General features: G+C 62.4%; 15 protein-coding genes and 1 pseudogene. 11 read left to right on the forward strand and 5 right to left on the reverse strand.

The annotated features are described in order from the left end of the window. Nucleotides 1–153: 153 nt before the first annotated feature. A complete protein-coding gene (locus M3P27_07505) occupies nucleotides 154–993 on the forward strand; it encodes a hypothetical protein (GenBank protein MDP9268160.1) in 840 nt (279 codons plus the stop codon). Nucleotides 994–1,113: 120 nt separating this feature from the next. Next, nucleotides 1,114–3,210: a S9 family peptidase gene (locus tag M3P27_07510; protein MDP9268161.1), complete on the forward strand. Its 2,097-nt coding sequence runs from the start codon at nucleotides 1,114–1,116 to the stop codon at nucleotides 3,208–3,210. Between the two features lie 277 nt (nucleotides 3,211–3,487). Here the strand turns inward: M3P27_07510 and M3P27_07515 are convergent, their stop codons facing one another. Beyond that, entirely contained in the window at nucleotides 3,488–4,360 is an 873-nt protein-coding gene (locus tag M3P27_07515) for a YihY/virulence factor BrkB family protein (protein ID MDP9268162.1), read from the reverse strand. 353 nt (nucleotides 4,361–4,713) lie between these two features. On the opposite strand from M3P27_07515, the gene M3P27_07520 reads away from it, so the two are divergent. Continuing rightward, entirely contained in the window at nucleotides 4,714–4,917 is a 204-nt protein-coding gene (locus tag M3P27_07520; GenBank protein MDP9268163.1) for a cold-shock protein, read from the forward strand. 104 nt (nucleotides 4,918–5,021) lie between these two features. Here the strand turns inward: M3P27_07520 and M3P27_07525 are convergent, their stop codons facing one another. Then, on the reverse strand, nucleotides 5,022–6,932 hold the full coding sequence (locus tag M3P27_07525) for a tetratricopeptide repeat protein (protein ID MDP9268164.1): 1,911 nt from the start codon (nucleotides 6,930–6,932) through the stop codon (nucleotides 5,022–5,024). A gap of 133 nt (nucleotides 6,933–7,065) precedes the next feature. After that, entirely contained in the window at nucleotides 7,066–8,184 is a 1,119-nt protein-coding gene (queG, locus tag M3P27_07530; protein MDP9268165.1) for a tRNA epoxyqueuosine(34) reductase QueG, read from the reverse strand. A gap of 310 nt (nucleotides 8,185–8,494) precedes the next feature. On the opposite strand from queG, the gene M3P27_07535 reads away from it, so the two are divergent. Next, the gene (locus M3P27_07535) at nucleotides 8,495–9,964 is read left to right on the forward strand and encodes an NAD(P)-dependent oxidoreductase (protein ID MDP9268166.1); all 1,470 of its coding nucleotides are present in this window, start codon (nucleotides 8,495–8,497) and stop codon (nucleotides 9,962–9,964) included. Nucleotides 9,965–10,164: 200 nt separating this feature from the next. Here the strand turns inward: M3P27_07535 and M3P27_07540 are convergent, their stop codons facing one another. Beyond that, nucleotides 10,165–10,440: a DUF507 family protein gene (locus M3P27_07540; protein ID MDP9268167.1), complete on the reverse strand. Its 276-nt coding sequence runs from the start codon at nucleotides 10,438–10,440 to the stop codon at nucleotides 10,165–10,167. A 49-nt stretch (nucleotides 10,441–10,489) separates the two neighbouring features. Continuing rightward, nucleotides 10,490–10,768 carry a DUF507 family protein gene (locus M3P27_07545; GenBank protein ID MDP9268168.1) on the reverse strand — a complete coding sequence of 93 codons (279 nt, stop codon included), beginning with the start codon at nucleotides 10,766–10,768 and terminating at the stop codon, nucleotides 10,490–10,492. Nucleotides 10,769–10,969: 201 nt separating this feature from the next. On the opposite strand from M3P27_07545, the gene M3P27_07550 reads away from it, so the two are divergent. From M3P27_07550 to M3P27_07580, 7 genes and pseudogenes are all read left to right on the forward strand, one after another. After that, complete coding sequence (locus M3P27_07550) at nucleotides 10,970–11,434, forward strand: hypothetical protein (GenBank protein MDP9268169.1); 465 nt, start codon at nucleotides 10,970–10,972, stop codon at nucleotides 11,432–11,434. Nucleotides 11,435–11,436: 2 nt separating this feature from the next. After that, on the forward strand, nucleotides 11,437–13,182 hold the full coding sequence (gene recJ / locus M3P27_07555; protein ID MDP9268170.1) for a single-stranded-DNA-specific exonuclease RecJ: 1,746 nt from the start codon (nucleotides 11,437–11,439) through the stop codon (nucleotides 13,180–13,182). Between the two features lie 166 nt (nucleotides 13,183–13,348). Further along, complete coding sequence (lptC, locus tag M3P27_07560) at nucleotides 13,349–15,679, forward strand: LPS export ABC transporter periplasmic protein LptC (protein ID MDP9268171.1); 2,331 nt, start codon at nucleotides 13,349–13,351, stop codon at nucleotides 15,677–15,679. Then, the gene (gene lptB / locus M3P27_07565) at nucleotides 15,680–16,408 is read left to right on the forward strand and encodes an LPS export ABC transporter ATP-binding protein (protein MDP9268172.1); all 729 of its coding nucleotides are present in this window, start codon (nucleotides 15,680–15,682) and stop codon (nucleotides 16,406–16,408) included. It begins immediately after the preceding gene. A gap of 107 nt (nucleotides 16,409–16,515) precedes the next feature. Beyond that, a complete protein-coding gene (gene rpoN / locus M3P27_07570; GenBank protein ID MDP9268173.1) occupies nucleotides 16,516–18,246 on the forward strand; it encodes an RNA polymerase factor sigma-54 in 1,731 nt (576 codons plus the stop codon). 239 nt (nucleotides 18,247–18,485) lie between these two features. Beyond that, a pseudogene (gene raiA, locus M3P27_07575) lies at nucleotides 18,486–18,713 on the forward strand (ribosome-associated translation inhibitor RaiA). Between the two features lie 186 nt (nucleotides 18,714–18,899). Beyond that, entirely contained in the window at nucleotides 18,900–19,085 is a 186-nt protein-coding gene (locus M3P27_07580) for a sigma 54 modulation/S30EA ribosomal C-terminal domain-containing protein (GenBank protein ID MDP9268174.1), read from the forward strand. Nucleotides 19,086–19,105 lie beyond the last annotated feature (20 nt).

The raw sequence follows: 19,105 nt of genomic DNA on the forward strand, positions 1-19,105 counted from the left end.
GTGCTGGCGGATGAGATGCTTCGTCGTTGCGGGTTCGCCCGGAAAAGCGCCCGCCCGCGACGCTCCTCAGCATGACTCTTCCTATAATGATTATTGGTCCAACCGCAACTATGGAAGCCATTTAGCATCTAATCTAGTACCGTTAAAGAGCCTATGAAACGCATATTGTTCCCCGTACTTGCCGCCCTGGCACTGATCGCACTCCTGGCCGGCGCAGCTTTTGCTCAGAGCAACGACGATGCCGGACAAGGTCCGCTCGATCCCTCGCAGCCGAAGAACATTTCGGTGGACCAGATCATCCAGAAGTTCGCCGCCAAGGAAGCCGACTTCAAGCAGGCGCGCGAGAACTACACCTACCGGCAGACGGTGAAGATCCAGACGCTGGATGGCGACACGGTCGACGGCGAGTATCAGCAGGTCTCGGACATCCTGTTCGACGAACGCGGCCGCCGCACCGAGAACGTGGTATTCGCGCCGCAGTCCACGCTGCGGAAAGTGAGCATGTCCCCGCAGGACGAAGAGGACATCCGCAAGACCATGCCGTTCGTGCTGACGTCGCAGGAGATCCCCGATTACAGCATCAACTACGTGGGCCAGCAGCGCGTCGACGAGCTCGACACCTTCGTGTTCGACGTCTCGCCCCGGCGCATGGAAAAAGATCGCCGTTACTTCGAAGGACGCATCTGGGTGGACCGGCAAGACCTGCAGATCGTGATGACGCATGGCAAGCCCGTCCCCGACGTCCGCGGCAAGAACAACGAGAACCTGTTCCCGAAATTCACCACCTGGCGCGAGCAGGTCGACGGCAGATACTGGTTCCCAACGTACACTCGCGCGGACGATTATCTGCAGTTCAAGAGCGGGCCGGTGCATATCCGCGAGGTGATCAAGTACACCGACTACAAGCGGTTCGGATCCAACACGAAGATCACGTACGAGGGGCAGGAAGTGGAAAAGAAACCGGAAGGCCAACCACAGCAACCTCCGAAATAAGTCCTTGGAGTGGTGAAGAGAGCCTCGCCGAACAGGCGAGGCTTTTTCTATTGGCGATTGACGATTGTCGACTGCCGATTTAGCGTTCCCTGTTCCAGCCTGGGTTCGGGGGAGTAACCGATGAGATCGTCGATCGGCAATTGGAAATCGGCATTCGTGATCGTCTTGATGGTCGCGCTGTGCGGCCTAGCGCTCGCACAGAAGCGTCCCTTCAGCTTCAAGGACATGATGGCGCTGAAGCGCGTGGGGGAGCCAGTACCGTCGCCGGACGGGAAGTGGGTTCTGTTCTCGGCGGTCGACGTAGACCTCGAGAAGAACACGCGCACGCCGCACATCTGGATCGTGCCAACCGCAGGCGGCGATGCTCGCCAGATCACCAAGGGCACCCGCGAAGACAGGCCGCGCTGGTCGCCGGACGGGAAGAGGTTCTCGTATCTGGGTCGTGGCGACGATGGCCAGCAGGTCTACACCTTCGACTTTGACAGCGCGACCGGACAGGCGGTTGCGGACTCGAGCAAGAAGATCACCAGCGTCTCGACCGAAGCCGACGGCGAGCTGTGGTCACCGGACGGCAAGTGGATATTGTTCACGTCCGGTGTCTATCCCGACTGCAAAGACGATACGTGCAACAAGCGGAAAGATGAGCAGCAGGCAAAGTCAAAGGTGAAAGCTTCCATGTTCACCGAGCTGTTCTACCGGCACTGGAGCGCGTATCGCGGGCCGAAGCGCTCGCACTTGTTCGTAGTGTCAACGAATGGAGGGACCACGCGCGATATCACTCCCGGCGCGCATGATGTGCCGCCATTCTCGCTCGGTGGGCAGGACGCGTATGCGTGGTCTCCGGACTCGAAGGAGATCGCGTACACATCGGATATCACCGAAGTAGAAGCCACGAGCACGAACTCCGACTTGTTCACGTTAGACGTCGCGACAGGGAAGTCGACCCAGATCACGACCAACAAGGGCGCGGACGGGACGCCGCTGTACTCGCCGGATGGGAAGTACATCGCCTATCGCGCACAGTTCCGCGGCGGATACGAGAGCGACCGCTGGCGGCTGATGCTGTACGAGCGCGCGACGGGGAAGAGCAAGAATTTGACGGAGAAGTTCGACCGCTGGGTGGGGACGTTTGTGTGGTACCCCGCCTCGGACTCGCTTGCGTTCGTCGCAGAGGACAAGGGCGAGTCTCCAATTCTCTTCGTCGAGTGGAGAGGAGCGACCGTTGCGGAAGTCATTGGCAATGGTCATTACGACGACTTGGCGATCATCAACGATGGAGGCAGGGGCAAGCTGGTCTTCTCGGGGATGTCGGTCCAGCGACCCAATGAGCTATTTATCGAGTCTAGTCAGCCGGGGAAGCAGTCGGTCGCCATGCAACTCACCCACATGAACGACGCCGTCCTCTCGCAAGTCCAGATGCAGCCGCTGGAGCCGTTCTGGTTCACCGGCGCCGTCGGAAAAAAGGTTGAAGGCTTCATCGTCAAGCCGCCGAACTTCGACGCCAAGGAGAAGTATCCGGTGAAGTTCCTGATCCACGGCGGGCCGCAGGGTGCGTGGGGAGATTCGTGGTCGTACCGCTGGAATGCGGAGCTGTTCGCGGCGAGCGGCTACGTGGTCGTGATGGTCAACCCGCGGGGCTCGACCGGATACGGGCAGGCGTTCATCGACGACATCAACGGCGACTGGGGCGGCAAGGCCTATCAGGACCTGATGCTCGGCTTGGACTACGTGCAGGCGAAATATCCGTATATCGACAAGACGCGAACGTGCGCGATGGGCGCGAGCTTTGGCGGCTATATGGTGAACTGGATGCAGGGACACACCAACCGCTTCCAGTGTGTGGTGTCGCACGACGGCATCTTCAACACCGAATCGGCCTACGGTACCACCGAAGAGTTGTGGTTCCCGGAGTGGGAGTTCAAAGGCACGCCGTGGACGAGCCGTCTGCTCTACCGCAAGTGGTCGCCGCATAACTACGCGGCCGAGATCGGGCGGAACCGGATGCCGACGCTGGTGATACACGGACAGCTCGACTATCGCCTGGACGTCTCGCAGGGGTTCGACCTGTTCACCACGCTGCAGCGGCTGAAAGTGCCGTCGAAGATGCTGTACTTCCCGGACGAAGGCCATTGGGTGCTCAAGCCGCAGAATTCGCAGTTGTGGTACGAGACGGTGAATGGCTGGGTGGACCAGTATCTGAAACCGCAGGCGAAATGAAGGTCAAATGAAAACAGGAGGATAGGAGGAGAGGTTTGTTTTCTTTTTGTCCTTCTCTTTTCTTTTTCTTCTTCTTGCTCTTCCTCCTGTCCTCCCTTCCTTCTGTTTTCATTTGGTCTTTGCGACCTGCTAACCGACTGGCAGAGCGTCCAAGGCGATAAGTCGAGGCTTGTCTATGACCAGCGAATCCTCGATTTCCCATGTGGGCTTCCGCCGCGGCGGAAGCCTTTTTGTACAGGGCGTGGTCCCTCGACTCGCGCGGGATGACAGGCCTGCGTCAATCGACGTCGTTGCCGGCGGAGAGATGTGCGCCGGCGAGCAGCAGCAGTCCGCTCAAGAAAGCCCAGAACATCAGCGTGACCGAGAGTGAGAACGGTCCGTAGACCTCCTCGAAGTTCAGCCAGGGCAGCGCGAACATGTAAGCGTACTTGGCGAGTTCCCAAAGCAGACCGGTAAAGATGGCGACCGGCATAACCGCGCGCGCGGGGACGTGTCCGGCAGGCAGCAGCCAATAGATGAGGAAGAAGATGGTGACGGTGGCGAACACGGCCAGGACCTTCATCACGAAAAACGTGACCAGCTGCGAGATGGCCTGGTTGCCGATCACGTTGAGCAGCAGCGACTGCTGGCCCGCCGTCAGCGCGACGGAGATGAGCGCTAGCACGCCGCAGGCGAAGGCGAGCGCCAACGAGATGAGCTGGTTGCCGAGATAGCTGCGATCCTTCTTGAATCCCCAAATGCGGTTGAGCGCTACCTCGAGTGGCAGAAAGACGCCGCTGGAGGTGATGAGCAGGATGAGCAGCGCGGCGACCTGCGCGCCGCGGTGCGCGTTCACCAGCAGGTTCAGGTTGCGGATGACGAAATCTTGTCCGGCGGGGAGGTAGTCGCGCAGCAGGTTGATGACGACGTCGTTCATCGTCTTGGAATGGAAGACGAAGCGGATGAGCGTGAGCAGCACGAGGATGAACGGGAAGAACGAGAGGATAACGTTCGCCGCCACGGAGAAGGCGAAGGTGTGGACCTCGGTCGTCGTTAGGTATCGCGCGGTGGGCCAGAGACGCGCATGGAATCCGCGCGCGAGCTTGGCGGCCCGGACCTTTGCTCCAGGAGCGGAAGCGGGCTTTTCTGTGGGCGCAGCGGGGGCGGACATGAGATTCCATCGTAGCAGCAAACCAAACCATGACATGAGCCGAGAGGACGAAGGGCGGCTTGATCCGGCGAAGTGAGAGTGTCGCAGTACACACTTGCTAAATCCAGAGTGTCTGCTTATGATGCGGTCGCTTTCCCTCACCGGAGGAAGCAATTACCGGCCGCAAGCGGCCGGCGGACTCGGGTTGATGTTTTTGCACTTCGGATCGGACTTCACGTCGAGAGATCAAGGCTGCCGCAGCAGCGCAATGGCGCTTGCGACGGCCTTTTTTCGTGGTTGCAGAAGTTCCGGCGCGAGGGCCAGAAGTCAAAGCAGCAACCTTCTCATTCCACTAGAAGTGAAAGGAGCAGTTTGTGAGAGAGAAGGGCACAGTGAAGTGGTTCAACGGCGCCAAGGGCTATGGCTTCATCCAGCGCTCGACGGGGGAGGACGTGTTTGTACACTTCTCCGCCATACAGGAACAGGGCTACCGCTCGCTGAATGAGGGCGAGACCGTGGAGTTCGATCTGTTGCAGGGCCCCAAGGGTTTTCAGGCGGCGAATGTGAGCCGCGGATAAGGCCCATCCCAAGTCCGTAGTGGATCCCGCCCACCTGGGCGAGATCGTTTTTTAGGGGCGCCGCAACCCGGTCGCCTCTCCCGTGGGTTTTGCGCACGGCTCGTCTACTGCAATTCGAGCGAGATGAGATCACCGGTAGTGGCGGAGGACTGGCGATAGTTGACCGCGACGTTCACGTCTCTCCAGTCGCAAGCGAAAGCGTCAGCGCCGATGAGAACGAGCTTCTTGTAGTCGGGCGTGGCAAGCTGCAACGTCTTCTTCTTGCCTTGGGTCTGCGTCACGGTGAGCGTGGCGGTGCCGCCGGGTCTACAGGCAACGCTGGTGAGCTTGCCTTTGAGGAAGAGGATGGGGCGCGAGTCTGGCTTCGCCGGGGCAGTGCGCCGGGCTGCGGCAGCGTCGTCGGGGTCTTGGGCCTCGGAAGCGGCGTCGGAGTCCGAGGCGTCAGCAGGCGCGTTCGTCCTGGCAGCGGTATTGGGTCGGGTTGCGGGCTGGGTTGCGGGCTTGGTGCGCCATTTCGGCGCGTCGTAGCTGGAGGGTCGTGGGCGCTCGTCGAAGCGTCCGGTCCGTTTCGGCGCGTTGCGCCGGCGCTCGCCCCGCGCGGCATCCTCCGCGGCCTGGCGGGCGATCTCGGGGTCGTTCGAATCCTTCAAGTAGGCGAGCAGGGCACTGGCGTCGTCCCAGCGCTTGGCTTCGCCGTACATGCGGGCGAGCGCGAGACGGTAGAGATCGTTGCGTGCCGTGAGCTTGAGGGCCTTAACGACGGAATCGATGGCCTGGTCCATCTTCTCATCGATCTCGTAAGCGATGCCGAGCAGGAACCACGCATCGGCATAGGCAGGATCGGCGTCGAGGGCCTGGAGCAGGTGCGCTTTCATCTCGTAGCTGGCCACGCCTCCGCCCATCACCTCGCCGGCGCGGTGGATGAGCGTGGCGGCATAGTACTGTCCGCGCGCATCGTGCGGGGTCAGTTGCGTCGTCTTGGAGAGATGTTCGCCGGCCTGGTCGAAGTCCCCCTTCTGCAGGTAAGCGTAGCCGAGCGCGCGGTGCGCGATGGCGTTGTCGGGATCCTGCTTCACGATGTTCTCCAACTCGCCGATGCCTAGGTCCACGTAGGCGGCGGAGTGGACGTGGAAGTCGGCGATCGTGGCCTGCGCTTCCAGCGGCAGGACTTTGCGATCGGCGTAGGCGTAGGTGCTGATGTCGTCGAAGCCGGCGGGCAGAGGGTAGGAGCTAGTGGGGGGCCGCGCGGCGAGGAAGCGCACCAGCTGCGCGTCGAGCGCCTGGGGCGAGAGGTTGAACGCGCGTTGCAGGGCGTCGGCGGACGCGAGGTGCTCCACGATGACGAGGCGCGCATATTCATTGACGGCCGCGAGCTGATGATCGGCGACGATCCACGAGATCATCAGCCAGCACTGCGCGCGGTAAGCAGCGGCGCCCTGCTTGTACTCGGGCGAGGTGCGGCCCACGGCAAGGAACGTGGCGGCGGGCATGAGCTTGCGGCCGGCGAGAGCCGCCAAGAACACGGGAGGGCGACCGAGTCGGACTGCTTTTGGTCCCACGTCGATGGTGGAGAAATACTCGGCCATGCCAACGTCATACCAAAGCGGCAACGGCGGTGTGCTGGCGACGATCACGGCGTGTGCGTAATCGCGCGTGATACTCGCGTACGGGTCGGGAGCGGAAAGGTCGAGCAGGATGTAATCGGCATCTGCGGCGGAGAGGAAGAGGCCGGCGGCCTGGACGTCGCGTGGAGGCCTGCGCGGAAGCGCGGCCTGCATGGCGGAGGTGGCCTTGAAAGCGATGATCTCGATTGGGACCGCGCCGCGCACCTCCGGCTTTTGCAGGATGGGGCCGAGTGTCTGGCGCATCTGCTCGAAGCGGAGGGCGACGGCGCGTCCGCGGTCACGGCCAGCGTCGGTGAGGACGATGAAGTGCGGAGAGCGTACCTCGGTCCAGTCCTGCGCCAGCGCGGGAAGGGCGAGCAGGCAAAGAGTGAGGACGAGGAAGCGCTTCATTCGAGATTCTCGGCAGTTCATGGTAGCACTGGGCTGGACGCAGAGAGGTTGGATGCAGAGAAGCTGTTGGATGTGCTTGGCGAGGGGGGAAGGAAAGCTGCAGGAGCGGGAGAACGCGGAGGTGGGTTTTGCTCTACTCGGCGCGCGATAGCTTTTCGAGCGACCACCGGGCGTGGGAGGCGACAATGTGGTCGGCATCGTGCGCGAGGCGCTCGAGCAAGGGGAGGAAGCTGCGGTCGCCGCTGTTGCCGATGGCGACGACGGCGTTGCGGCGCAGTCCGGAATGTTTGGCCCGCTTGATGGGCGAATGGCGGAACTGTTTCTGGAAGTCTTCGAGTGACATCTCCGCCAGCCAGGCTAGCGGTGGGTTGACCAGAGCGTCGTCCGCGACAAACTCTGGGGCAGGGACAAAGTCAGGCGTGCGCGACTTCTTTTTGGGGAGCTGGTTTTCGCCGAGCTGGTGGGAGTTCCACGGGCAGACGTCCTGGCAGATATCGCAACCGAAGACGTTCGCGCCGATGCCGGCGCGCAGGTCCTCGGGAATATCGCCGCGCTTTTCGATGGTGAGGTAGGAAATGCAGCGCGAAGCGTCGAGCTGGTAAGGCGCGGGGAAAGCCTGGGTGGGGCAGGCATCGAGACAAGCGGTGCACGTGCCACAGCGGTCAGGCGCGGGAAGTCCGCTTCCGGCGGAGGCGGGGTCGAGCGAGGTAAGCACGACGCCGAGGAAGAGCCACGAGCCGAGTTCCTCGTTGATGATGCAGGTGTTCTTCGCCATCCATCCCAGGCCGGCGTACTTCGCGAGGACGCGCTCGAGGAGCGGCCCCGTGTCCACGTAGCGGCGTGTCCGGGCGCGGGGATACGCGGCGGCGATGGCGGATTCGAGGCGCTCGAGGCGCGACATCACCGCGTGGTGATAGTCGGTGTGCGGGAACCAGGCGTAGCGCGAGATCCATCCGCGTTGCGGGTCGCTGACATCGGTGGAGTAAGGCTGCGCGGTGTTGTAATCGAGAGCGCAGACGATGGCCGACTTCGCCCACGGAAAGCTCTCACGGATGGAGGCGCGCTTGAGGCGTCCGTCGCCGTCACGCGAGGCGAGGTAGTGCATCTCGCCGGCCGCGCCCGAGTCGATCCATGCGGGGAAGAACTCGAGTTCGGGCATGGCTTGGGCGAGCGAGACTACACCGCAGCGGTGGAATCCGGCGTCGCCGGCGGCGGCCTCAGCCAGCTGTTCGAACTGGGCGGCAGTGGGCACTGAGTCCATTTTAGGGAAATTTGAGGATGAAGACAGGAGGAGCGGAGGAAAGGCGGAAAACCTTTAGGGGAGTAAGCCCGAGGTCCTACCTCCCCTCCTCCTTTCCTCCTGTTGTCATTCGGCCTTCGTCGGCTTGAAAGCAGGATGCCGCCGGACTAGGCTATGCGCAGCGAGAGTGACGGTCGGAGCGCGACGCGTTCCGGCCGCCGCGCGTCTTAGAGGGGTGAGCGGATGGCGCGCGCCGAGTCGCGCGTCGCCAAACGCGAGGGCGGAGCAAGCTTCGCTGCGTAGCCCTCGAATAGATGTCCGGATGATCAACCGTCGCGAGCGCTACGACATCGACGTCCACAAGCCTGCCAAGCAGGATGCGCAGGAGCGCGTCCACAACTGGAACGAGGTCTACGAGACCTATCCGCCGGAGCTGGCCGTGATCGAGGCGCAGCGCTGTTTGCTGTGCGAGCATGCGCCCTGCATGCAGGCGTGCCCGGTGCACAACGACATCCCGGCGGCGTTCTTTCATCTGGGCAACGGCGACATCCTGGGCGCGGCGGAAAAGTTCTATGAGACGTCGAACATGCCCGACGTGTGCGGCCGGATCTGTCCGCAGGAAAAACTGTGCGAGGGCGCATGCGTGGTCGGCGCGCACAAGGCGCCGGTGACCATCGGCAAGCTCGAAGCGTACGTCGCCGACTATGTCCGGCGAAATTACGGCCATCTGCATCGCGAGCGCGCCCCCGCGACCGGGCGGCGCGTGGCGGTGATCGGTGGCGGGCCGGCCGGCATGACGGTGGCGGAAGAACTCGCGGTCTGCGGACACACCGTCACCGTCTACGAGATGTGGCCGATGCCGGGCGGGCTGCTGCTCTATGGCATCCCGAATTTCAAACTGGATAAAGAAGTGGTGCTGGCGAAGCTCGAGCACCTGCACGAACTGGGCGTGGAATTCGTCTGCAATTACCACGCGGGGAAAGAACATCCGGTGGAAGAGTTGCTCCATCCGGGTGGCGGCCGCGACCGCGGCTACGACCTGCTCTTCCTCGGCTACGGCGCGGTGAAGGGCGGCGCCATGAAGATCGAGGGCGAGACGCTGACCAACGTCTATCAGGCGACGGAGTATCTCGTCCGCGGAAACTTGCCGCCGGAGTTGCTGCCGGCGCAGTGGGCCGGGGGTGCGAATGGTGACGCCGACCCCAAGCCACACGTGGGCAAGGTGACCGTCGTCGTCGGCGCCGGCGATACCGCGATGGATTGCGTGCGGACGGCGCGCCGGCTGAATCCCGACACGAAGGTCTACTGCCTCTATCGGCGGACCGAAGCCGAGATGCTGGGGCGGATGGAAGAGCGCGTCCACGCGAAGGAAGAGGGCGTGATCTTCGAGTGCCTCACGTTGCCGACGCGGTTTGTCGGCGGAAAACAGGGTGAGGTGGTGGCGGCGGAGTGTGTGCGGATGGAACTTGGCCCGCCCGACGCGAAGGGGCGGCGCTCACCGGTCGAGATCAAAGGCTCGGAGTTCACCATCGCCTGCGACACCGCCGTGCTCGCCATCGGCTACAACGCGGAGACCGAGATCCCGGAGACCACGCCTGAACTGCACACCACGAAGTGGGGAACGGTGGTCGTTAAGAGTGAAGAGACGGGCGAGACCGAGCGCGAGGACATCTACGCGGCGGGCGACGCGGTGCGCGGCGCCGACCTGGTCGTCACGGCCGTCGCGGCGGCACGCAAGGCCGCGGCGCACATGGATGCGAAGCTGGCTGCGTTTCCAGTCCGCGCGGCGTAGGTCAAAGTCAAACCACAACAGGAGGAGAGGAGGAAAGGAGGGAAAACCGCGAGGAAAAATCTTGGGGAACAGTTTAGAAAAACCTTTGGGAAAATCTTTAGAAAGATCTTCGGGAAACGATTAGGAAACCAAGAACAAGACCCAAAAGTCTTACCTCCCGTCCTCCTCTCCTCCTGTTTTTATTTGACCTGCAGAAGGAACTAGATCCCGAGCTTCTTGACTTCTTCCTGGTAGTACTTGCGATACAGGATGTCCCACTCCTGCGTGCCTTCGGCGATGGTGCGCTTCTGGCTCTCGATCTTGGCGCGGGCGGCCTTGTCGATGCGCGCTTCGTGGCGGAGCAGGTCTTCGAGATACGTCCGGGTCTGCTGGCGGATGGTGTTGGGGTCTTCGATGAACTCGACGGCGTCGAGCTGCTTGAGCGCGTCTGAGACGGCGCGCGCGCAGACGTTGAGCTTGTCGCGCGTGAGCCGGATGCCGGATTCGATCCTGGTTTCTTCTATTCGCATGTCAGTATGCGCATGCTCACAGCACTGCCTTGTACTTTTTCACCAGCTCGTTCTTCACCTTCTTGAACATCTCCTGATAGCTGGCGCCGGAGCGGTTCATCTCGTCCTGATACTGCTCAAGGATGACGCGGACCTCGTCGTTGATGCGGTCTTCGACGGAGAGCTCGTCGAGCAGCGCCTGTTGCACGCGCGCAGTCGTGCCGGGGAGGTCCTCGGTGGCGATCATCTCGCCAGCGATGAGCTTTTTGGTGAGCTCGCGGCCGAGGTAGGCCACGTATTCCTTGGAGAAGAGCATGGGTTGGCTAGTTGACTTTTTAGAATAACACACGGCTTTAGGCAGCCGAGCAAGCGGGCAGCGCCGGCAAAGGACAAAGAACTATCAACGAACTACAAGCTGGCAATGGGTTTCGATGGTCTTCTATCGCTTGTCCATTGTCCATTATCCATTCCTTTGTGGTAGGTTTAGCCAGTTCTGACCGCACTTCGCGATCCTGCCATGCAAGACGACCTCAGCACCGTAAGAGACGACATGGTGGCCTTCATCGAAGGTCATGGCATGAAGCGTTTCCATGGCTACGTCGCCGAAGAGATCGACAGCGTGATGTGGCGGCAGCCGGAGCATGGGGACGAATGGAAAGATTTCGTCGAGCTGGCAAAGGCGGCGTCTGCGCCCTTCCTGACGATGAATGAGGTCACGCTCTCGCGCACCGACCTCGACACGCTCGTCACCCGATTGAAGAATGCGACCTTCCCCGAAGACGACGACATCGAGGACGCGCAATTCCTCAAGACGTACGTCGGCAAGACCGGGTTCGTGCAACTGGGCTGGCCCTTCCAGGGCGTGATGTTCCTCTACGAGCTTTCGACCGAGTGGTACGAGCGCTATCAGCGGCTGCTCGACGTGGCCGAGGGCATGGGCGGCCTGGTGATCGACGAACACGACGAAGACGAAGAGCATTAAACGTGCGCTGGAGCGTGCGTCCCTTCGACCCTGCTGTCGTCTCCCGTCTTACCTCCGAAGTAAATATCCTTCCGGTGATCGCGCGCCTGCTGGCGCAGCGCGGCATCGAGACGCCGGAAGCCGCGGCGAGCTTTCTCCATCCCAAACTCGAAGACCTGCACTCGCCCTACCTGATGGCGGGGATGCAGCGCGCGGTCGAGCGCTTGCTCGCGGCCATTGAGCGTCAAGAGAAGATACTCATCTACGGCGACTACGACGTGGATGGGACGACTGCCGTCGTCATCCTGAAGACCGGCATCGAGCTGTGTGGTGGCGCGGCCGACTACCACGTGCCGCATCGCATCCGCGAAGGTTACGGGATGAAGGACGACGTGATCGAGCGCGCGGCAGCGGAAGGCGTGCGCCTGATCATCAGCGTGGACACGGGCATCCGCGCCTTCGATGCGGCGGAGACGGCGGCCCGGCTGGGCATCGACCTGATCGTCACGGATCATCATCTGCCGGAGAGCGCGCAAGGGCTGGTCCCGAAAGCGCACGCCGTACTGAATCCGAACCAGCCGGGATGTGAATACCCCTGCAAGGACCTTTGCGGCGCGGGCGTGGCGTTCAAGCTGGTGCAGGCGCTGCTGGAAAAGAAAAAAGCCGCAGCCGAGCGTCGCAAGCTCGAACTCTCATTCCTGAAGATGGTCGCGATCGCGACCATCGCGGACGCAGTCCCACTGCGAGGCGAGAACCGCGTCTTCGCCAAGCTCGGTCTAGAAGGCCTGCGCAAGGCGGCGAACCTGGGATTGCGAGCGCTGATCGCGTGCGCCCAGCTCGATCCGAAGCAGAAGCCGCTGACGGCGGCGGACATCGCCTTCCGCATCGCGCCCCGGCTGAACGCCGCCGGACGCATGGACGTGGCGCACGATGTGATCGAGTTGTTCTCGGTGCGCGATGAAGCGCGCGCGAAAGAACTCGCCGAAAAACTCAACCGGCTCAACGCCGACCGGCAGCAGGAAGAAGCGCGCATCATCGCCGCCATCTACGAGCGTCTGGATGGCGATGCGGCATTGCGCGAGAGCTATTGCATCGTCGTCGACGGCGAAGACTGGCATCGCGGAGTCATAGGGATCGCGGCGACGCGAGTGGTGGAGAAGTACAACCGCCCGGCGCTGGTGGTCTCGAAGATCGCGGGCGAGGCGCACGGTTCGGGCAGGTCGATCCCGGCGTTCCACCTGCTGGATGCGCTGGAGGCTTGTCCGGAGCTGTTCGACCGTTTTGGCGGACACGCGCACGCTGTCGGCTTCGCGCTGCCCAGCGCGCGTGTGCCGGAGTTGCGCGCGCGTCTCGACGCCTATGCGCGGACCAAGCTCACACTCGCCGACTTCGAGCCATCCTTACTGATAGACGCCGAGATCGACTTCAAGGACATCACGCCGGCGCTGCTCGGATCCGTGCAGCAGCTCGAGCCCTTCGGCATGGGGAACCGCGAGCCGGTGTTTGCGGTGCGCGACGCGCGCATCGCGGTGCCACCGAAGATCCTGAAGGAAAAACACTTGAAGTTGCGCGTGGTCGCGGGCGCCGGCGCGCGCGCGCTCGACCTCATGGGATGGCGCCTGGCAGAGATGCTGGCGTCGCATGACTTGAAGGCAGGCGAGGCGGTGGAGATCGCATGCAAGCTGGATGAGAATACGCATCCGGACTTCGGCGGGTTGCAGTTGATGCTGTGTGACCTGCGCAAGCACTCGAGTGCTGTCACGGAATAACAACAGGAGGAAGGGAGGAGGGGAGGGAGAGCCTTTTTCTCTTTTTTCTTTTCTTCCCGTCTCTTTCTTTTCTTTCTTTTTCTTGTTCTTCCTCCTGTTTTCCCTCCCTCCTGCGTTCAGTTGACCTTCCTCTGTGTCCTCAGCGTCCTCCGCGTAAGATGAATCCATGGCCTTCGATCCGCGGCGATTGCGGAAGTGGTTTGCGGTGGGAGCGGCGTTCATTGCGCTGCTGGTGGCCGGATTCTGGGGCTACAACAAGATTCGCGCATGGACCATCGATCAGGCCGTAAAGAGAGCGGGCAAGAAGCTCGGCGTGGACGTGCAGCAGAGCGCGCAGGGCTGGACCATCTCGAAATCCGAAGGTGGGCGGACGCTGTTCACCATCCGCGCCTCGAACGCGTTGCAGTACAAGCAGGGTGGCCGCGCCGAACTCGACGAAGTGAACATCATCATCTACGGCCGCCAGGCCAATCGCTTCGATCAGATCTACGGCCGCAAGTTCAGCTATGACCCCGATACGGGCGAGGTGCGGGCCGAGGGCGAGGTGCACATCAACCTGGAATCGAATGCGGCTGGCCCGGTCACGCCCGACCAATCGGCGCCGCAGGAGCTGAAGAATCCCATCCATCTGAAGACGAGCGGGCTGGTGTTCAATCGCAACACCGGGCTCGCAGCCACCGACCAGGTCATCGAGTTTCGCGTGCCCCAAGCGACCGGCTCGGCGCGCGGCGTGAGCTACGATTCGAAACAGAACCTGCTGACCATCCAGTCGGATATCCGTATCAAGACGACCGGGCCAGACGCGGCCAACATCACCGCCACGCATGGTGTCATCACCGGCGACGTGCCGCGGCAGGCCGTGCTGGAAGGCGCCCACATGGAGCGCGCGGGCGACAGTCGCTTCGATGCCGACAAGCTGACCATATTCATCCGCGACAACAACAAGATCGATCACATGGTGGCAAGCGGGAACGTTCGCGTGCATGGCGAAGGCGAGACACCGGTGGAGGCGCGCGCGCCGCAGGCGACGTTCCAGATGAATACCGGCACCGACACGTTGAAGGAGGCCGCACTGACGGGCGGCGTGCAGCTCGTGAGTGGAGGCAAGTCGCCGATGAACGGAACGGCCGGACGCGTGACGGTGGATTTTTCCGGGCACAGTGTGGCGCAGACGGTGCATGCGGCCGGGGGAGTCCGGCTCGCGCTGCGGGGCGCGAACGCGCAGGCCACAGAGATCGCGGCGGACGGCATGGAGATGCGCGTGGCGGAGAGAAAATACATTGCCAGCGCGGTGACGCAAGGGAAGGCGAAGATCGTTGTGCGGGGCGGGGCGGGGGCAGGAGGGCGGGCGGGGTCGCCCGCCTCCACACAGGCTGCGCCAGCCGGCGAGACGGTCATTACCGCGGGGAGGTTCGAGGCGCAGTTCGGCAAGGACAACCGGATGAAGTCGCTGCACGGCGCGCCCGACGCGAAGATCACGTCACGTACATCCGCCGCAAACCAAGGCCAGCCGGAGCGAGTTACGACAAGCCGCGAGCTCGACGTCACGTTCGCGAGCGGCACGGGCGGGATAACGGCTATCACGCAGACCGGCGACTTCCGCTACGTGGAGGGCACGCGGACGGCGACGGCGGAGAGCGCGCGCTACAGCGTCGCGGATAACACCATCGTGGCGACAGGCTCGCCCCGCGTGACGGATACAAATTTGCAACTGACCGCGAACACGATTCGTCTAAACAGGGTTACGGGAGACATGGCCGCCGAGGGCGACGTGAAGACGACGTATCAGCAGACGAACGCCCAGCATGATTCGCAACCCAGCGCGATGTTCTCCTCCGCCGACCCGCTGCACGCCACCGCGCCGGCGATGACGGCGAAACGCACGGGACAGGCACGCTACTCCGGTGGAGCGCGGCTGTGGCAGGGCGCCAACATCGTCGAAGGTCCCACCATCGACTTCGACCGCGAGCGCCGCACGTTGGTCGCGCAAGGGACGGCGGCCCAGCCGGTCTCGACCGTGTTCGTGCAGGCGGACAAGAAAGGGAAGCTCACGCCCGTGAACGTGACGGCGCGGAAGCTCACCTACTCCGACCAGACGCGGCAGGCAAAGTTCGAAGGTGGAGTGGTGCTCAAGGGAACCGATACGACGATCACGGCGGAGCATGCGGAGGTTTTCCTCAAGCCCCGGTCGGGGGCGAGCGGGTCACAACCTCCGGTTGCGGAGCGGGGAGCTTCCCAGCTGGAAAAGATCGTGGCCGAAGGCGGGATCGAGATACGGCAAGCGACCCGACGGGCGGTGGGAACCAAGCTGGTATACACGGCCGCAGATGGACGGTTCGTCCTAACCGGTTCTGAGGGAAAATCGCCTAGCATTTTTGATGCCGAACGGGGCACCGTCACGGGCGATTCGTTGACCTTCTATAGTCACGATGATAAAGTCGTCGTAGGAAGCCGAGATTCCTCCCGGACCGTCACCCAGACGCGAGTCAAACCGTAGATGCTGACCCTGGCGACCGACGACATCGGCAAGAGCTACAAGGGCCGCAGGGTGGTGAGCGGCGTATCCCTCAACATTCATCAGGCGGAAGTCGTTGGTTTATTAGGGCCTAACGGGGCGGGCAAGACGACCACGTTCTACATGATCGTGGGGCTGATCCCGCCCGATGCGGGCCGCGTGCTGATCGATGCGGAAGAGATCACCGACGTCCCCATGTATCTGCGGGCGCGGGAATATGGCATCAGTTACCTGCCGCAGGAGCCCTCCGTCTTTCGCAAGCTGACGGTGGAAGAGAACATCATGGCGGTGCTCGAGGCGCAGCCCATCAGCTGGCACGAGCGGCGCGAGCGCATGGAAGAGCTGATCGACCAGCTGGGGTTGGGGCACATCCGGCGGAATCGCGGCTATGCGCTCTCCGGCGGCGAGCGGCGCCGGGTGGAGATCGCGCGCTGCCTGTGCATCAAGCCGAAGTTCATCCTGCTGGACGAGCCGTTCTCGGGCATCGATCCCATCGCCGTCCTCGACCTGCAGAAGATCATCTTCGACTTGAAGGCGAGCGGGATCGGCGTGCTCATCACCGACCACAACGTTCGCGAGACGCTCTCGGTGACCGACCGCGCGTACATCATCAATGAGGGCAGGATCTTCCGCGCGGGCACGCCCGAGCAGTTGGGCAACGATTCGGAGGTAAAGCGGGTCTATCTGGGTGAGAGCTTTACGCTGGTTTAGAGCAGTTTTATTACCAAAGGCACAGAATGGCACGCGGAACATGCTAGAAACTGGAGTAAAAAAGTAGTAGATAAGTGGGTGGGAAATCACCCAGGGTCTCCAAAGAGATGGTTTTGTTACAGCCAAAACTCAACCTCAAGGTCTCGCAGAAGCAGATCCTTACGCCGGGTCTGGTGCAGATGGTCAGCGTCCTGGCGCTCAACAAGCTTGAGCTCAAGGACATGATCAATGCCGAGATGGTTGAGAATCCGGTACTCGAAGAGTTGGACTCGACCGTCCCGCTGATCGACGAGATCGCCGGGAAGGAAGAGAAGCGCGACCGCGAGCAGGCGAGCGACGAAGCTCCCCCCGCCGACGCGGACAAGAAAGATCCCTTCGACGAGATCGACTTCGGCTCCTTCTTCCAGGACTATCTCGATCCCGGGTATCGCAGCCCGGTGAGCGAGATCGTCGATAAGCCTTCGTTCGAGAATTTCCTTTCGCGTCCGGCGACGCTCACCGACCACTTGAGCTGGCAGCTCTCCGCGCTGAGCCTGCGGCCGGAGGTACGCGAGGCCGCTGAGTTGATCATCGGCAACCTGGAAGACGATGGCTACCTTACCGCCAGCGAAGAAGAGCTGATGCGCGTGGCGAATGGCCAGGTCGTGGGATTGAATGGGCGCGAGGCAGTGGAGCCGGTAGAGACAGAGACGGAGCGCGGGATCTCGGTAGCGGCGGACGAGGCAGTCGCGTCCACTGAAGATGTGGTGGGCGAGTCACGACCCTCGGACGACGGCGCCGGGCAGCTGATGACGGCGCGCACGCAGGATGAAGCGTCCTCCGACACGCGGGCGGCAAGCACGCACGCGAAGATCTTAGAGATGCCGGCGAACTATCGCGCGAGGTTCGAGCAGCGCGACCTGGCTGCGGCGCTCGAGCTGGTGCGGCAGATGGATCCGGTGGGCGTTGCGGCGCGCGACCTGCGCGACTGCCTGCTGCTGCAACTCAAGCACCAGCAGAAGCTTGCCGAAGACGAAGGCGACGACGTGCTGCCGGTGATCGAGGATTGCATCGCCATCGTGGGCGACCATCTCAAGCTGCTGCAGAACAAACAGCATCGCGAGATCGCGAAGGCCATTGGCAAGCCGGTGGAGACCATTCAGGCCGCGCTCGATCACATCCGCACGCTCGATCCCAAGCCGGGGCTGCGCTACAACAAGGTCGAGCCGCGGCTGATCGAGCCCGACGTGGCGTTCGTGAAGCACGGCGACGACTACCTGATCATGATGAACGAAGACGATATGCCGGTGCTGCGTCTGAATCCGACGTATCGCAAGCTGTTGCATCGCGACGCGGCGGAGAAAGACGTCCGCAATTACGTGAAGGAGCGGTACAAGTCGGCGATCCAGTTGATCAAGAACATCGAGCAGCGCAAGCAGACCATCACAAAGGTCTGTTACGTGATCGTGAGCCGGCAGCGCGAGTTCCTGGATCAAGGCGTGGACCAGCTGAAGCCAATGATGATCAAAGAAGTGGCGGAAGAGATCGGAGTGCACCCCTCGACAGTGAGCCGCGCGGTGGCGAACAAATACGCGCACACGCCGCAGGGTGTCTTCGAGCTGCGCTACTTCTTCTCCGAGAGCGTGCAGGGGCCGGAGGGCGGCAACACGTCGCTACTTATCCTGAAACGCCGGGTTAAGAAACTCATCGAAGAAGAAGACCCTTCGCGTCCGCTGACCGACGAGCAGATCACGCGCATCCTGCAATCACAGGGCATCCAGGTCACGCGGCGCACGGTGGCGAAATATCGGGAAGATATGAAGATTCCGAGCACGCACCAAAGACGAGTGAAGAACTGACCGGGTGAGCGCGGAGCGAGCGCCGTACAGCGCGAGCAAAGCGCGAGGGCCAAGCCGTTGCGGAGCCCTCAGAGAAACGATATGAAGATCCCGAGCACGCACCAAAGGAGGGTAAAGGACTAGCCCACGGGACGTCGGCTGAAGTCCCCGCAGGGCGGGAAACGAATCCGCAACACAGCTTTGGTTCCACCCGGACTGAGCGCGACGCCCGTCGCGAGCGGTCCACAAGGAGGGAGTCAATGAGGGTTGAATTCACCGGCAGGCAGTACGAAGTCACTCCCGCGGTCCGCAAACAAGTCGAGCACGGCCTCTCGAAGCTCGAAAAGATCCTTGGCACATCATTCGATTCACACGTGATCCTGGCGACGGAGAAACATCGCCACATCGCGGAGATCACCATCACGGTGAGGAATCATCCCATCGTGGGGATCGCCGAGATGGCGGAGATGTCGGCCGCGATCGGCGAGGCGCTCGACCGCATCGAGCGGCAGGCGGTGAAATACAAAGGCCGGATGCGGGCGAAGAAGCGCCCCGGGCGCAACCGGCGCTGGGCGGAGCCGGTGGCGGAGGCGCCGATCACGCAGGTGGCGGTGGGCGCGAGTGCGTCCACGGCGGTGCCGGTGGTGGTGCATGGGTATCCGGCGGTGGTGCGGATGACGGAGGCGCACGTGGTGAGGTCCGAGGATTCGGTGGCGCTGCGTCCGCTCACGCTGGAGGAGGCCATCAAGGAGTGCGAGTTCCGCGACCGCGAGGTGTTCGTCTTTCGCGATCGCGAAGGCCGCGTGAAAGTGCTGCATCGGACAAAAGACGGCAAGATGGAGCTGATCGAGGCTCCCTAACGGTCCACAGTCATCGAAGG

This window comes from Acidobacteriota bacterium (genome assembly GCA_030774055.1).
GTDB lineage: Bacteria > Acidobacteriota > Terriglobia > Terriglobales > Acidobacteriaceae > JACPNR01.